The organism is Vagococcus sp. JNUCC 83, from assembly GCF_053667615.1.
The window spans coordinates 470,111-485,742 of the sequence record NZ_CM132204.1 but is presented as its reverse complement, the minus strand read 5'-3'; the positions used below and the strand labels follow the sequence as shown (position 1 = coordinate 485,742).

The 15,632-nt window shown below is 38.0% G+C and carries 12 protein-coding genes, 3 tRNA genes, 3 rRNA genes and 1 pseudogene; 4 read left to right on the top strand and 15 right to left on the bottom strand.

Going from position 1 to position 15,632, the window contains the following annotated elements; genetic code table 11:
• Nucleotides 1–3: 3 nt before the first annotated feature.
• Nucleotides 4–660 (top strand): annotated as a pseudogene (locus JNUCC83_RS02285) (transposase); the annotation flags it as partial.
• 118 nt (nt 661–778) lie between these two features.
• On the opposite strand, the gene JNUCC83_RS02280 reads toward JNUCC83_RS02285, so the two are convergent.
• The 10 genes from JNUCC83_RS02280 to udk form a co-directional block, all read right to left on the bottom strand.
• Nucleotides 779–852 (bottom strand) — tRNA-Asn (locus JNUCC83_RS02280).
• A gap of 19 nt (nt 853–871) precedes the next feature.
• Nucleotides 872–945, bottom strand: a tRNA-Asn gene (locus JNUCC83_RS02275).
• Between the two features lie 11 nt (nt 946–956).
• Nucleotides 957–1,072, bottom strand: a 5S ribosomal RNA gene (rrf, locus tag JNUCC83_RS02270).
• 77 nt (nt 1,073–1,149) lie between these two features.
• A 23S ribosomal RNA gene (locus JNUCC83_RS02265) occupies nt 1,150–4,060 on the bottom strand.
• A 178-nt stretch (nt 4,061–4,238) separates the two neighbouring features.
• A tRNA-Ala gene (locus JNUCC83_RS02260) sits at nt 4,239–4,311 on the bottom strand.
• A 71-nt stretch (nt 4,312–4,382) separates the two neighbouring features.
• Nucleotides 4,383–5,942, bottom strand: a 16S ribosomal RNA gene (locus tag JNUCC83_RS02255).
• The 16S, 23S and 5S rRNA genes sit together here with 3 tRNA genes alongside, the layout of an rRNA operon.
• Before the next feature lie 290 nt (nt 5,943–6,232).
• Entirely contained in the window at nt 6,233–6,601 is a 369-nt protein-coding gene (locus JNUCC83_RS02250; protein WP_454460630.1) for a hypothetical protein, read from the bottom strand.
• 71 nt (nt 6,602–6,672) lie between these two features.
• Entirely contained in the window at nt 6,673–7,041 is a 369-nt protein-coding gene (locus tag JNUCC83_RS02245) for a CvfD/Ygs/GSP13 family RNA-binding post-transcriptional regulator (protein ID WP_454460629.1), read from the bottom strand.
• Nucleotides 7,042–7,266: 225 nt separating this feature from the next.
• A complete protein-coding gene (locus tag JNUCC83_RS02240; RefSeq protein WP_454460628.1) occupies nt 7,267–7,851 on the bottom strand; it encodes a peptidylprolyl isomerase in 585 nt (194 codons plus the stop codon).
• 24 nt (nt 7,852–7,875) lie between these two features.
• Nucleotides 7,876–8,508 (bottom strand): uridine kinase, encoded by a 633-nt coding sequence (gene udk / locus JNUCC83_RS02235; protein ID WP_454460627.1) that lies wholly within the window; start codon nt 8,506–8,508, stop codon nt 7,876–7,878.
• Nucleotides 8,509–8,685: 177 nt separating this feature from the next.
• Between udk and JNUCC83_RS02230 the strand changes: the two genes are divergently transcribed.
• Together JNUCC83_RS02230 and JNUCC83_RS02225 are read left to right on the top strand one after the other, a co-directional pair.
• Complete coding sequence (locus tag JNUCC83_RS02230; protein WP_454460626.1) at nt 8,686–9,327, top strand: ABC transporter ATP-binding protein; 642 nt, start codon at nt 8,686–8,688, stop codon at nt 9,325–9,327.
• On the top strand, nt 9,328–10,086 hold the full coding sequence (locus JNUCC83_RS02225; RefSeq protein WP_454460625.1) for an ABC transporter permease: 759 nt from the start codon (nt 9,328–9,330) through the stop codon (nt 10,084–10,086). It begins immediately after the preceding gene.
• A gap of 143 nt (nt 10,087–10,229) precedes the next feature.
• Here JNUCC83_RS02225 and JNUCC83_RS02220 read toward each other — a convergent pair whose 3' ends face one another.
• The 5 genes from JNUCC83_RS02220 to opp3b all read right to left on the bottom strand — a co-directional run bounded on the left by JNUCC83_RS02220 (nt 10,230) and on the right by opp3b (nt 15,189).
• Nucleotides 10,230–10,787 (bottom strand): recombinase family protein, encoded by a 558-nt coding sequence (locus tag JNUCC83_RS02220; RefSeq protein WP_454460624.1) that lies wholly within the window; start codon nt 10,785–10,787, stop codon nt 10,230–10,232.
• A gap of 393 nt (nt 10,788–11,180) precedes the next feature.
• Nucleotides 11,181–12,152: an ABC transporter ATP-binding protein gene (locus JNUCC83_RS02215; RefSeq protein WP_454460623.1), complete on the bottom strand. Its 972-nt coding sequence runs from the start codon at nt 12,150–12,152 to the stop codon at nt 11,181–11,183.
• 12 nt (nt 12,153–12,164) lie between these two features.
• The gene (locus JNUCC83_RS02210; protein ID WP_454461310.1) at nt 12,165–13,199 is read right to left on the bottom strand and encodes an ABC transporter ATP-binding protein; all 1,035 of its coding nucleotides are present in this window, start codon (nt 13,197–13,199) and stop codon (nt 12,165–12,167) included.
• A gap of 20 nt (nt 13,200–13,219) precedes the next feature.
• Nucleotides 13,220–14,248, bottom strand: coding sequence for an oligopeptide ABC transporter permease (opp3C, locus tag JNUCC83_RS02205; protein WP_454460622.1), 1,029 nt, complete (start codon nt 14,246–14,248; stop codon nt 13,220–13,222).
• On the bottom strand, nt 14,248–15,189 hold the full coding sequence (gene opp3b / locus JNUCC83_RS02200; RefSeq protein WP_454460621.1) for an oligopeptide ABC transporter permease: 942 nt from the start codon (nt 15,187–15,189) through the stop codon (nt 14,248–14,250). The genes opp3C and opp3b overlap by 1 nt, the downstream gene beginning before the upstream one ends.
• Nucleotides 15,190–15,286: 97 nt before the next feature.
• Here opp3b and JNUCC83_RS02195 point away from each other — a divergent pair, with 97 nt between their 5' ends.
• Entirely contained in the window at nt 15,287–15,622 is a 336-nt protein-coding gene (locus tag JNUCC83_RS02195; RefSeq protein ID WP_454460620.1) for a DUF3899 domain-containing protein, read from the top strand.
• Nucleotides 15,623–15,632: the final 10 nt, after the last annotated feature.

Sequence of the window (15,632 nt, the reverse complement as noted above, 5' to 3'; positions counted from 1 at the left end):
CCAACGGAGAGCGAAAAAGTTAAATTTTTAGTAACAGATATGAATGCAGCTTATTTTCAATTAATTAAAAAAGTCTTTCCTACTGCTAAGTTAATCATTGATAGATTCCATATTGTAAAGCATTTGAACACCGCTTTTAATGATTTTAGAATCCGAGAAATGAAGAGATTAGTTACCAACAAGAAAAAGTCAAAAGCAAATAAATTAAAATCAAATTGGAAATTACTTCTAAAAAATCAAACAAATATTTCCATTTCAAATTTCAAGACCTGGAGAAGTTTTCCTTCTCCAAAGTATCCTCTTTTAACGGAATCTATGGTGATTGATCGACTACTGTCATTCTCTTCTGATCTAAAAGAAGCTTATGACATCTTCCATTTACTAATGTATCACTTTAGAAACAAAGATGGGCATTCCTTTTTCGAACTATTGAAAAATCTACCTGATAGCTTGGATACACAATTTAGAGATAAAATAGAAAATCTGATTTCCTATGAAGTAGGTATTAGAAACGCCCTAAAATACAGTTTTTCCAATGGAAAACTTGAGGCTAAGAATACTCATATAAAAACTCTTAAGAGAGTTTCCTATGGATTCAACTCATTTACAAATATGCGCATAAGAATTTTCTTGATCAACGACCTTATTAAAATTAAATAACTAAAAAAGATGATAAATCTGAGAATAATCTCAAATATATCATCTTATAAATCCAACTCATCAGTCCGATTTGACAAAGAGACAAAAGACCTAATAGTTATATTAGGTCTTTTGATAGCTCCGGCAGTAGGACTCGAACCTACGACATCATGATTAACAGTCATGCGCTACTACCAACTGAGCTATGCCGGATTATTTTTATTTAATTTGACTCCGGCAGTAGGACTCGAACCTACGACATCATGATTAACAGTCATGCGCTACTACCAACTGAGCTATGCCGGATAAAAATAAAAGCACGGCAACGTCCTACTCTCACAAAGGGAAACCCTTCACTACCCTCGGCGCTAAGAAGCTTAACTTCTGTGTTCGGCATGGTTACAGGTGTATCCTTCTTGCCATCGCCACCGCACTTTTTATTTCTGTTGAGTGTTTATTCACTCAAAACTGGATGTTTTGTTAGTATCAATATATTCTTCCACCGCTATCTTGGTTAAGTCCTCGACCGATTAGTACTAGTCCGCTCCATACATCACTGTACTTCCACTCCTAGCCTATCTACCTGATCATCTTTCAGGGGTCTTACTTCCTTAAAGGAATGGGAAATCTCATCTTGAGGGGGGCTTCACGCTTAGATGCTTTCAGCGTTTATCCCGTCCATACATAGCTACCCAGCAATGCCCTTGGCAGAACAACTGGTACACCAGAGGTATGTCCATCCCGGTCCTCTCGTACTAAGGACAGCTCCTCTCAAATTTCCAACGCCCGCGACGGATAGGGACCGAACTGTCTCACGACGTTCTGAACCCAGCTCGCGTGCCGCTTTAATGGGCGAACAGCCCAACCCTTGGGACCGACTACAGCCCCAGGATGCGACGAGCCGACATCGAGGTGCCAAACCTCCCCGTCGATGTGAACTCTTGGGGGAGATAAGCCTGTTATCCCCAGGGTAGCTTTTATCCGTTGAGCGATGGCCCTTCCATGCGGAACCACCGGATCACTAAGCCCGACTTTCGTCCCTGCTCGAGTTGTAGCTCTCGCAGTCAAGCTCCCTTCTGCCTTTGCACTCTACGAATGATTTCCAACCATTCTGAGGGAACCTTTGGGCGCCTCCGTTACCTTTTGGGAGGCGACCGCCCCAGTCAAACTGTCCATCTGACACTGTCTCCCACCACGATAAGTGGTGCGGGTTAGAATGGTCATAACACAAGGGTAGTATCCCACCAGCGCCTCCATCGAAACTAGCGTTCCGACTTCTACGGCTCCTACCTATCCTGTACATATGTCACAAACATTCAATATCAAACTACAGTAAAGCTCCATGGGGTCTTTCCGTCCTGTCGCGGGTAACCTGCATCTTCACAGGTACTAAAATTTCACCGAGTCTCTCGTTGAGACAGTGCCCAAATCGTTACGCCTTTCGTGCGGGTCGGAACTTACCCGACAAGGAATTTCGCTACCTTAGGACCGTTATAGTTACGGCCGCCGTTTACTGGGGCTTCAATTTTGAGCTTCGCTATTGCTAACCCATCCTCTTAACCTTCCAGCACCGGGCAGGCGTCAGCCCCTATACGTCATCTTTCGATTTTGCAGAGACCTGTGTTTTTGATAAACAGTCGCTTGGGCCTATTCACTGCGGCTGAACTTGCGTTCAGCACCCCTTCTCCCGAAGTTACGGGGTCATTTTGCCGAGTTCCTTAACGAGAGTTCTCTCGCTCACCTTAGGATTCTCTCCTCGACTACCTGTGTCGGTTTGCGGTACGGGTCATTTGTTTCTAACTAGAAGCTTTTCTTGACAGTGTGACATTGAGACTTCGGTACTTTATTTCCCTACTCATCACAACTCGTCCTTAAAGATAAAAGCATTTAACTCTTATCAAGACTTGTTGCTTGAACGTGCACTTCCAGTCGCACGATCCCATAGCCTCCTGTGTCCCTCCATTGTTCAAACAAAACAAACGAGTACAGGAATCTCAACCTGTTGTCCATCGCCTACGCCTATCGGCCTCAGCTTAGGTCCCGACTAACCCTGGGAGGACGAGCCTTCCCCAGGAAACCTTAGTCATTCGGTGGACAGGATTCTCACCTGTCTTTCGCTACTCATACCGGCATTCTCACTTCTAAGCGCTCCACCAGTCCTTACGATCCAGCTTCAACGCCCTTAGAACGCTCTCCTACCATAGAACCAAAGGTTCTATCCACAGCTTCGGTAACATGTTTAGCCCCGGTACATTTTCGGCGCAAGGGCACTCGACTAGTGAGCTATTACGCACTCTTTAAATGGTGGCTGCTTCTGAGCCAACATCCTAGTTGTTTGTGCACCCTCACATCCTTTTCCACTTAACATGTATTTTGGGACCTTAGCTGGTGGTCTGGGCTGTTTCCCTTTCGACAATGGATCTTATCACTCACTGTCTGACTCCCGGATATAAATGAATGGCATTCGGAGTTTATCTGAATTCGGTAACCCAAGACGGGCCCCTAGTCCAAACAGTGCTCTACCTCCATCATTCTCAAATCCGAGGCTAGCCCTAAAGCTATTTCGGAGAGAACCAGCTATCTCCAAGTTCGTTTGGAATTTCTCCGCTACCCACACCTCATCCCCGCACTTTTCAACGTACGTGGGTTCGGTCCTCCAGTGCGTTTTACCACACCTTCAACCTGGACATGGGTAGGTCACATGGTTTCGGGTCTACGACAACATACTCATCGCCCTATTCAGACTCGCTTTCGCTACGGCTCCGCTTCTTCAGCTTAACCTCGCATGCTATCGTAACTCGCCGGTTCATTCTGCAAAAGGCACGCTATCACCCATTAACGGGCTCTAACTTCTTGTAAGCACACGGTTTCAGGTTCTATTTCACTCCCCTTCCGGGGTGCTTTTCACCTTTCCCTCACGGTACTGGTTCACTATCGGTCACTAGAGAGTATTTAGCCTTGGGAGATGGTCCTCCCGGATTCCGACGGAATTTCTCGTGTTCCGCCGTACTCAGGATACTCATAGGTGTGTTGTCAATTTCGTCTACGGGGCTTTTACCCGCTACGGCTGACCTTTCCAAGTCGATTCGACTATCCACAACAGCTACCACAGCTGAGTCCTACAACCCCAACAAGCAAGCTTGTTGGTTTGGGCTGTTTCCGTTTCGCTCGCCGCTACTAAGGAAATCGATTTTTCTTTCTCTTCCTGCAGGTACTTAGATGTTTCAGTTCTCTGCGTCTACCTTCTAATAGCTATGTATTCACTATTAGATAATATCCTATAAAAGATATTGGGTTCCCCCATTCGGAAATCTCCGGATCATAGCTTACTTACAGCTCCCCGAAGCATATCGGTGTTAGTCCCGTCCTTCATCGGCTTCTAGTGCCAAGGCATCCACCGTGCGCCCTTATTCACTTAACCTTTTCTAACCTAACGGTTAGCTTGTTTTTTATTAATAACTACCTAGCGATAGATAATTATTAACACATTTCACAGTTCTTTAAAAGAAACTATTCAACGCGGTGTTCTCGGTTTATATTGATATCTAACTTCAACTATCCAGTTTTCAATGAACAAAACATTGGTGAGAATTCACCAATGGAGCCTAGCGGGATCGAACCGCTGACCTCCTGCGTGCAAGGCAGGCGCTCTCCCAGCTGAGCTAAGGCCCCGTTTATTAAGAGTAGACCTCTCAAAACTGAACAAAGTAAAGACAAAATGTGTTTTCCGTAATTATCCTTAGAAAGGAGGTGATCCAGCCGCACCTTCCGATACGGCTACCTTGTTACGACTTCACCCCAATCATCTATCCCACCTTAGGCGGCTGGCTCCAAAAGGTTACCTCACCGACTTTGGGTGTTACAAACTCTCGTGGTGTGACGGGCGGTGTGTACAAGGCCCGGGAACGTATTCACCGTGGCATGCTGATCCACGATTACTAGCGATTCCGGCTTCATGTAGGCGAGTTGCAGCCTACAATCCGAACTGAGAACAGCTTTAAGAGATTAGCTAAACCTCGCGGTCTCGCAACTCATTGTACTGTCCATTGTAGCACGTGTGTAGCCCAGGTCATAAGGGGCATGATGATTTGACGTCATCCCCACCTTCCTCCGGTTTGTCACCGGCAGTCTCGCTAGAGTGCCCAACTGAATGATGGCAACTAACAATAAGGGTTGCGCTCGTTGCGGGACTTAACCCAACATCTCACGACACGAGCTGACGACAACCATGCACCACCTGTCACTTTGTCCCCGAAGGGAAAGCTCTATCTCTAGAGTGGTCAAAGGATGTCAAGACCTGGTAAGGTTCTTCGCGTTGCTTCGAATTAAACCACATGCTCCACCGCTTGTGCGGGCCCCCGTCAATTCCTTTGAGTTTCAGCCTTGCGGCCGTACTCCCCAGGCGGAGTGCTTAATGCGTTAACTGCAGCACTGAAGGGCGGAAACCCTCCAACACTTAGCACTCATCGTTTACGGCGTGGACTACCAGGGTATCTAATCCTGTTTGCTCCCCACGCTTTCGAGCCTCAGCGTCAGTTACAGACCAGAGAGTCGCCTTCGCCACTGGTGTTCCTCCATATATCTACGCATTTCACCGCTACACATGGAATTCCACTCTCCTCTTCTGCACTCAAGTCCTCCAGTTTCCAATGACCTTCCTCGGTTGAGCCGAGGGCTTTCACATCAGACTTAAAAGACCGCCTGCGCTCGCTTTACGCCCAATAAATCCGGACAACGCTTGCCACCTACGTATTACCGCGGCTGCTGGCACGTAGTTAGCCGTGGCTTTCTGGTTAGATACCGTCAAGGTGATAACAGTTACTCTATCACTTGTTCTTCTCTAACAACAGAGTTTTACGATCCGAAAACCTTCTTCACTCACGCGGCGTTGCTCGGTCAGACTTTCGTCCATTGCCGAAGATTCCCTACTGCTGCCTCCCGTAGGAGTCTGGGCCGTGTCTCAGTCCCAGTGTGGCCGATCACCCTCTCAGGTCGGCTATGCATCACGGTCTTGGTAGGCCGTTACCCCACCAACTAACTAATGCACCGCGGGCCCATCCACCAGTGACACCCGAAAGCGTCTTTTATACTTTTGCCATGCAGCAAAAGCAATTATGCGGTATTAGCACCTGTTTCCAAGTGTTATCCCCCTCTGGTGGGCAGGTTGCCCACGTGTTACTCACCCGTCCGCCACTCATTTCTTTTCGGTGGAGCAAGCTCCGGTGAAAAGAAATGCGTTCGACTTGCATGTATTAGGCACGCCGCCAGCGTTCGTCCTGAGCCAGGATCAAACTCTCAATAAAAAGTTGATTAACATCTTACGATGTTTAAGCTCATTTGTTTAAAACTTGCTAGCGAATATTATTCACTAAATATGGTTTGTTTCTACATAGTAGAAACGCCCTACACATTTGGTTTATCTTACTTTGTTCAGTTTTCAAAGGTCTAAACTTCGTCGCCGTAACAACTTTTATATCATAACAAGAATCAATTTGTTTGTCAACATTTTTATGATATTTTTTTAAAATATTTTTATTTGATGTCTTTATGACAACTTCTATATATTATAACTTTATTAACTCATTGTCAATACTTAATTTAGAAAAGGAACACCACTAACATTGAAATGTTGTAAAACCATTCTAAGTGTTGCTGGCTCCTCCCACAAAAACTCTGAATCTAATGAGCAGTACTTAATATCTTCTTCGTTTAAGCTAAAAACAAAAAGTGGTAACTTATCATTTTCAATATTAATATTAGTCAACTCTACTAAATCCATCAAATCAGAATCCAATCCAACTGACTGATTTAACTTTTCTAAAATACATGCTAAACTCGTGTAATTATTATCTATTGTTGTTTGAATAAAACTAACATTTCCATCTTCTTTTTGTACCAAAAATTTTTTATGACCATCTTGTAAATTAAGAATGACTGTCCCAGCTACTCTAGACTGTTCCAATATTACACACCTCTTATTTAATAGTTATAATAAATCGACAAATGTCATTATAACATGTTTTCTGAAATATATCAGTTATTTTCCGTAATATCATCTAAAAATTCATCAACCCACTTAGATAAGTTTCGATCAATACTATCAAATCCAATGTTTTTATAACGGTTAGTAAAATATTTTTTCTTTTTATACAAGACAGGTGGCGCATCTAAAAATACTCTTAAGGATAAACTAATTTTTTTGGTGTACTCATCAATATCAATTACTTGAACTGTCACACTTTGTCCAACTTTCAATTCATCTTCTATGTTTTTAATAAATCCATGTTTTACTTCTGATACATGAATTAGTCCTTGCTGGTTGTCGCCAAGTGAAACAAATGCTCCATAAGGTTGAATACCTGTAATTTCACCAGTTAACACATCACCAATCTTTATATCCATTATTAATTCTCCTAATTCTTCTCATTCTATATAGCATTTTAACATAAAATTTCTGACTATATACTTGTAATTCTCTATAATAGCATTAAGAGGCTGACCCAAAAATCTTAAAATAGAAAAATCCCATGAAATCAGTTTATTAAAACACTGACTTCATGGGATTTCTATTTTGTTAGTTTAGTGATTTTCATTTAAAAACTTACTTTTGGGTCAGCCTCTTTTTATTTATTCTTCTATTATTACTTCATCAATTGTTACATCGTGTGTTGGTCTATCTTGCGAATCACGACTCACTCCTGCAATCTCATCGACAACGTCCATACCTTCTACTACATGTCCAAATACTGTGTGTCTAAAATCAAGCCAAGGTGTTCCACCATTTTTATATGCTTCAATGATTTCTTCTGGAAAACCAGCTCCCTCTAATTGTGAAAGCATATTAGAGGGGACATTTTGATTTTGAACAATGAAAAATTGGCTTCCGTTAGTATTTGGTCCTGCATTGGCCATAGATAACGCGCCTCTTAAATTGAATAAATCTTTAGAAAACTCATCTTCAAATTTTTCGCCATAGATACTTTCACCACCCATACCAGTTCCAGTTGGGTCGCCACCTTGAACCATAAAATCAGGAATAACACGGTGGAAAATCACTCCATCATAATATCCTTTTTTACTTAACTCAATGAAATTTTTAACAGTTTTAGGTGCTTGTTCAGGGAATAAAGCAACTTTAATGTCACCTCTATTTGTTTTAATTGTTGCTGTTACGGTTGATTTTTCTAAATTTAATTGTGGAAATGTTGTCATACTATCTTCCTCCTATTATTTTTTCTATTTATCAAGTATACTTCTAACTTTTGTTGTTAACAAGTCTATTGCTACTTGATTTTTTCCACCCTCAGGTATGATAATATCTGCGTATTTTTTTGTGGGTTCTATAAATTGTTGATGCATTGGTTTAACAACACTTAAATATTGACCAATTACTGAGTCAAGCGATCTACCTCTATCATGCATATCTCTTTTAATACGACGAATAATTCTGATATCATCTTCTGTATCGACATACACTTTGATATCCATTAAATCTCTTAAACGTTCATCCTCTAGAATTAAAATACCTTCAAGAATAATTACTTCTTTTGGCTCTTGATAAATCACTTCTTTACTACGGGTATGTGCCTCATAGTCATAAACTGGTTTTTCAATGGCTTTATATTCCATCAAATCTTTTAAATGTTCAATTAATAAATTTGTATCAAAAGCAAATGGATGGTCATAATTTGTATTTAATCTTTCTTCAAATGATAAATGACTTTGGTCTTTATAGTAAGAATCTTGTTCGAATAACAAAATAGAATGATTAGGCAATGCTTTTAAAATCGCTCGACTAACACTTGTTTTACCGCTTCCAGAACCTCCAGTAACACCTATGACAATTGGTCTTTCTTTTGTTGCCGTCATTAATATCCCCCGCTCGTTTTTTATTCCTTCTTTGATATCCTACTCTATAAGCTAACTGATTTCAATACAAAGTCAGTTATATCTTTAAATGAAACCGATTATCAATTAAGCGTTTATATTAAATAATAATTATTATAATGATATACTATAGCTAACACATAAATAAAGGAGAATATCATGACATCATTATTTAACTTAGAAGATATTGGTTTTACTGTTGAAAATCAACCTATTCTAACTAACATTAATTTAACAATTAATTCAGGGGACTTTATTACTGTCAACGGACCCTCTGGAAGTGGAAAGAGTACTCTATTAAAAATACTCGCATCAATGATCACACCAACTTCTGGCATCTTTAAATATAAAAATAAATCTATTGATAAAAACAAAATCACTGAGTATCGAAAAGAAGTCTCTTATTTCTTTCAACAACCTACATTATTTGGTGAGACTGTCATGGATAATTTATCATTTCCTTTCGACATTCGAAATGTCCCTTTTGACAAAGATAGGGTAACAAAATTGTTAGAGAGATTCAAACTTAATGAATCTTATCTAATTAAAAAAATCATTGATCTTTCTGGTGGTGAAAAGCAAAGAATTGCATTTGTAAGAAATCTTATTTTTGAACCTGAAGTTTTATTATTAGATGAAGTAACTAGTGCTTTAGATGATGAAAACAAAACGATAATTCAACAATTCATTTTAAATGACTTAAAGGAAAAGACAATTGTTTGGGTAACCCATGATTCCAATGAGTTTAATCTAGGAAAACGTCAATTAAATATCACTAATGGCATTTTGGAGGAAAAATAGATGACTGATTTAAATATTTCAAATACTTCGCTTCTTTTAGCGAGTTTATTAATTGTTGTTGCATTGATTATTGATTATAAAGAAAAACTAGGACTTGGTAAGGATATTTTTGTTTCTGCTTTTAGAACTGTGTTGCAATTATTTATTATTGGTTACGTTTTAGGATTTGTATTCCAGTTAGATAATATCTTGTTGACGTTAGTTATGGTCGCTTTTATTATTTTAAACGCTGCTCATCACGCTGGGAAACGAGCCAAAAATATAGATAAAGCCTTCCAAATTTCTTTAATTTCTATTGGATTTGGTACAATTTTATCTCTAGTCATCCTTTTCTTATCTGGTACTCTAAAGTGGACTCCTTCTCAAATTGTTCCTATCACTGGGATGATTGCTAGTAACGCGATGACTGCTGTGGGTGTCGGTTATCGAACCATGGCAACCAAATTTGAAGATCAACGTCAACAAGTTCAAGAAAAATTAGCTTTAGGTGCTACTCAAAAACAATCGACACTTCCTATTGTTAGAGAAAGTATTAAATCAGCTATGTCTCCAAGTATTGACCGAGCTAAAACTGTTGGACTAGTTAGTTTACCTGGCATGATGTCAGGCTTAATGTTTGCTGGAATCAATCCAACTACTGCTATTAGATATCAAATTGTTGTCATGTTCATGCTGATAGCTACAACAGGTTTTTCAACTATGATTGCTAGTTACCTTTCATATAAACACTACTTTAATGATTATTCACAACTAAAATAGCAAAAAGAGGCTGACCCAAAAGTAACTTTTTAAATGAAAATCACTAAACTAACAAAACAGAAATCCCATGAAGTCAGTGTTTTAACAAACTGATTTCATGGGATTTTTCTATTTTAAAGACTTTTGGGTCAGCCTCTTTATTTTTATCTTTCTTGTACGTATTTATAAGCAGTCCCTAAAGAGATATTACACTCTTCAGCAATTTGTCTTAGTGTATAACGATTATTATTGTATAAGAATCTAATTTGATCAATTGTTTCTTGAGATATTTTTGGGCGTCCGCCTACACGTCCTTTACGGCGTGCTTCTTGTAACCCTTTAGTTGTTCTTTCTCTAATGATCAATTTTTCCATTTCAGCAATTTTTAAAACCATTTCTAAGTAAGCAGCATCATCAATGTCGCTATATGCCTCACCTTTTTTAACAACTACTAGTCCTATTCCTTTATCTTTTAGTTGCCCTAAAAATTCAGCTAATTGAATGACAGATTTCCCTAAACATCTTAATTCATAAACGACTAATTGATCCCCTGACTCCAAATTTTCTACAATATCAGTTAAAACAGTATCACTTTGAGATATTTCCTCATTTGTTTCCTTTTCGATAGATACAGTTTCAATGTTTAAACTGTTTAATCCATCAATTTGCTCTCTTACATAATTTTCCTCACTAGAAGCATAAACGTATCCTATTTTTTTCATAGCTCCTACCCCCTGTTGTTTTTTAATTTTTTGTTTTTTTATTTCTTGGCTATGTTCATACTATATCTCTTTTTTAAAAAACCCGCCATATCAAACTTTTCCTAACAATACGTAAAATCTGACAATTAATCATCTTTAAATGAAATTTCATAAAAATAGTACATTTAGTTATTTAAAACTCTCAAATAATTCATATCTATATGTAAAATATTAATTATTTTTTCGCTTTTTTTACATATTTAAACCATTGACAAAGACTTTTTTTATTTTTTTATGTTCACATTTATAATAAGTTGCTAATTACAAATAACATATTATACTTTCATAAAAAAAATAAATATAAAAAAATGCGACATTTGAAAATGATTCAAATATTGCATCTTTTTATATTTATTAGAAAGCGGATAACTCGTTAGTACGGCTTTTTAATTTATTTAGCTTATCTTGATATCCTTTTACATCAGACTCACTACAGTATACATAGTGTCCTTGACTGATTTCACGCAATATTAAATCCGTTGCATCAGACATTTCAGGATGATAGGTTGTTCTTACTCTATGTCGTTCATACTCTGGATCAGGTAAAGGAATAGCAGATAGTAAACTTTCCGTATAAGGGTGTAACCCATATTTATAGATTTCTTCTGCACTTCCCACTTCCACTAATTTTCCGAAATACATCACACCTATTCTATCACTAATATATTTTACCATTGATAGGTCATGTGCTATAAACAAATAGGTCAGATTCTGCTTTTCTTGAAGTTCTTGCAGTAAGTTCACTACTTGAGCTTGGATAGACACATCAAGTGCTGATATGGGTTCATCACAAATAATAAATTTAGGTTCTACTGCAAGAGCTCTTGCAATCCCTATTCTTTGTCGTTGCCCCCCTGAAAACTCATGAGGATAGCGTGTACCATGACTAGAATCTAATCCGACAAGTTTTAACAATTCATTCACTCGTCTATTTCGTTCTTCATTATTTTTAGCTAAATTATGGATATCAATACCCTCAGCAATGATATCTCTAACTTTCATACGTGGGTTTAAAGAAGCATAGGGGTCTTGATAAATCATTTGAACATCTCTTCTAAACTGATTCATACGATCTCGACCTTTTATTGCTGCAATGTTTTCACCATCAAAATTGATTTCACCACTAGTAGGATTGTATAAACGGATAATACTTCTACCTGTTGTTGATTTACCACAGCCTGATTCCCCAACCAGTCCAAATGTTTCACCTTCATTAATATAAAAACTAATATCATCAACTGCTTTGACTTCATCCGCTCGGCCAACATTAAAGTATTGTTTTAAATGTTTCACTTCTAAAAGTTTCTGTTTGTTCGCTACTGTCATATCTCATCCTCCTTATGCAAACCTTTTTTTGTATTCTTCTTGGCGTTTAATAATTTCTAAAGGAGGAGTCACTTTCGGTGCTCCTGGAGCTAGTAACCAAGTAGCTGCATAATGCGTTGGCGACACTTCGAAAAATGGTGGTGCTTCTATTGTATCAATTTCCATTGCATACTTGTTTCTAGGATAAAAAGCATCTCCAGTAGGTGGATCTAGTAAATCTGGTGGGGAACCTGGTATAGCATAAAGTTTTTCCTCTTTTGTCTCAAGAGTTGGCATTGAGCTTAAAAGTCCCCAAGTATATGGATGTTGTGGATTATAAAACACTTCATCAGAAGTCCCTATTTCAACAATTCTTCCCCCATACATTACTGCCACTCTATCAGCCACGTTTGCTACTACCCCTAAGTCATGAGTGATGAAAATAATTGATGTTTGAATTTTTTGCTGAATGTCTTTCATAAGCTCAATAATTTGTGCTTGAATCGTTACATCCAAAGCAGTTGTTGGCTCATCAGCAATCAGTATCTCTGGATAACAGATGAGTGCTATCGCAATCACAATCCGTTGACGTTGTCCGCCTGAAAATTGATGGGGATAGTTTTTTAATCGTTTTTCGGCATTTGGAATACCAACTAATTTCAACAAATCCAACGCTCGGTCTAATGCTTCTTTTTTACCGATTTTTTTATGTTTCATAAGCGATTCAGCTACTTGGTTTCCTATATTCATCGTTGGATCAAGAGAGGTCATAGGGTCTTGAAAAATCATTGCTATATCCTTTCCCCGAATAGATTGCATCTCTTTTTCTGTTTTATTTAATAAATTTTCACCTTTAAATAAAATATCACCATTTGTAATGCGTGCATTATTTGCTAACAAACGCATGATTGCTCTAGAAGTAACAGATTTACCAGACCCTGATTCTCCTACAATAGCAAGAGTTTCTCCCTTATGTAAATCAAAGTTAACCCCACGAATCGCATGAACTTCACCAGCAAAAGTATCAAATGATATATTTAAATTTTTTACTTCTAATATCTTATCCACTGTCATCTTGATTCCTCCTGTTAGTCGTTCATTTTTGGATCAAATGCATCACGTAACCCATCAGCCAATAAATTAAAGCAAATCATAATAACTGATAATGTAATTGCTGGTGCCCACATTAAATGAGGTAAAAATCTAAATGTTTTGTATCCTTCATTAAGTAATGTTCCAAGAGAAGCTGTTGGTGGGGTTAACCCTAGACCAATAAAACTCAGAAACGCTTCAAAAAATATGGCAGATGGAATACTAAACATCATTTGAACAATAATAACCCCAGAAATATTTGGTAAAACATGTTTAAATGCAATTTTCGATTGACGCTCTCCTAATGTAGTTGCCGCCAAAACGTACTCTTGATCTTTAATTTTTAACGTTTGTGCCCTAACGATACGCGCCATCGTAATCCATCCAGTAATAATCATAGCTAATATAATAGACAACATCCCTGGTTTAAAAATCATTAGCATTAAAATCATCACAACGAGATTAGGAATACCTGATAGAACCTCCAATATACGCTGCATGACAGTATCCACTCGGCCACCTTTCATACCGGAAATAAGCCCGTAAATCACACCAAAAGTTAAGTCTAAAAATGCTGCAGTTAATGCAATAATCAGTGACATTCTTGTTCCCATTAATAAACGAGATAATTCATCACGTCCCAAACCATCTGTCCCAAGTATAAAATACTCTCCTTCTGGCACCTTAGCTTGTTCATATTTATCAACTCGTGTCCCACCAATGACCGCAGTCCCGTTAAATCCATTAATCGAAACACCAGGGATTTTGGGTGGTAGGTTAATATATTGTGGATTTTGTTTGGTTGGATTATGTGGTGTAATCCAAATTGATCCGAATGCCACAATAGCAACAATAATTAGTAATATCATAGAAACCACAGCTGCTTTATTCTTTTTTAATCGTCGCCAAGAGTCTTGCATAAAATTTAAAGAGGGCGCACTGATTTTTTCCCTTTCCAAATCTTTTGCTGGAGGTAATGGTTTAAATAAATCTTTTGGTATGTCTTTTATATTAATTTTTTCCATTATTCTTGTCCTCCTTCTGATACACGAATTCTCGGGTCAACAACCCCATATAATAAGTCAACAATTAAGATAACTACGACTAACATCGTTGAGAATAAAATAGTCACAGCCATAATTGTTGGATAGTCATTTGTCATAATTGACTTAACAAACTGTTCCCCAATTCCAGGAATAGCAAAAATATTTTCAACAACCAATGATCCTGTCATCAGTGATACGGCTAAAGGTCCAAGTAAAGTAATCAGTGGTATCAAACTATTTCTCAGTCCATGTCTAAAGACAACTTGCATTCGACTAAGTCCTTTTGCTTTAGCCAACTCAATATAATCACTGCTTAAAACTTCTACCATTTCAGTTCGAATAAAACGAGCAGAATCGGCAAGCGGAGACATGGCAAGTGCTAACGTTGGGAGAATCGTTGATGAAAAGCCTTCCCACTTAGCAATTGGTAAAATACCAAGTTTAATCGCAAAGACATATTGTAGTAAAACGGCAAAGACAAAGTTTGGTATTGAGCGACCGAGAATAGCGATTAATGTAGCTATCGTGTCAACCCATGTATTCTGCCGCATCGCTGCAATAGCACCAAGTAAAATTCCTACAAGCGTTCCAAAAATAATAGCCTGAGCACCTAACTGAACTGATGGACCGATACGTTCTTTAAGTAATTTAGAAACTGGTTGATTCTTAAATTGAAACGATACTCCAAAGTCTCCCTTTGCGACGTTTCCAATATACAATGCATATTGTTCAATCACTGGTTTATCTAATCCAGCTTGTTTATCTAGTATTTCTCTTTGTTCAGGGGATAGTTTTTCTTGATTGGCATATGGTGATCCTGGTAATAATTTCATTAAAAAGAATGTTATTGTAATAATTAACCATAATGTCAAAAGCATGTATCCTACCCGCTTAAGAAAGTATTTCGCAAAATTCCCCATTTAATTTCCTCCTATAAGTAATTAAAAACACATTGACTTTTACTTTCATCTTCACTTAAAATGATATTTATTATACCTTTTCAAGAAAGTGGTCACTATGTCTAAAAAAACTATCATTACCTTGTTTAGTTGTTATATTGTTGTTCCAGTTTTTTATTTAATCACAGGGCAATCTTTAACAAAAATAACCTTATCTAATGGCTATTTTTTACTGTCTCTCTTTTTCTTAATTATTGCTGGAATCATTTTTGTGCTTTCTTCCGGATTTTTCGATCGATTTCAAGAACACATGCACCAGTTAATACATCGTAGAAGAAATAGAGAAAAGGAAGATTGCACTCCCTTTTCTACGACATTCTCTTTTTCTCCAATATATTGGTTAACAGTTGGATTAATCCTTCTAGTGAGCAGTGTTCTACTAATCATTCTTTAACCCAATAGTC

Excerpts from the sequence above, each read along its gene's own strand:
- JNUCC83_RS02245 (WP_454460629.1), bottom strand. The coding sequence starts at position 7,041 with ATGGATATAAAGATTGGTGATGTGTTAACTGGTGAAATTACAGGTATT.
- JNUCC83_RS02240 (WP_454460628.1), bottom strand. The coding sequence starts at position 7,851 with ATGACAACATTTCCACAATTAAATTTAGAAAAATCAACCGTAACAGCA.
- udk (WP_454460627.1), bottom strand. The coding sequence starts at position 8,508 with ATGACGGCAACAAAAGAAAGACCAATTGTCATAGGTGTTACTGGAGGT.
- JNUCC83_RS02230 (WP_454460626.1), top strand. The coding sequence starts at position 8,686 with ATGACATCATTATTTAACTTAGAAGATATTGGTTTTACTGTTGAAAAT.
- JNUCC83_RS02225 (WP_454460625.1), top strand. The coding sequence starts at position 9,328 with ATGACTGATTTAAATATTTCAAATACTTCGCTTCTTTTAGCGAGTTTA.
- JNUCC83_RS02220 (WP_454460624.1), bottom strand. The coding sequence starts at position 10,787 with ATGAAAAAAATAGGATACGTTTATGCTTCTAGTGAGGAAAATTATGTA.
- JNUCC83_RS02215 (WP_454460623.1), bottom strand. The coding sequence starts at position 12,152 with ATGACAGTAGCGAACAAACAGAAACTTTTAGAAGTGAAACATTTAAAA.
- opp3C (WP_454460622.1), bottom strand. The coding sequence starts at position 14,248 with ATGGAAAAAATTAATATAAAAGACATACCAAAAGATTTATTTAAACCA.
- opp3b (WP_454460621.1), bottom strand. The coding sequence starts at position 15,189 with ATGGGGAATTTTGCGAAATACTTTCTTAAGCGGGTAGGATACATGCTT.
- JNUCC83_RS02195 (WP_454460620.1), top strand. The coding sequence starts at position 15,287 with ATGTCTAAAAAAACTATCATTACCTTGTTTAGTTGTTATATTGTTGTT.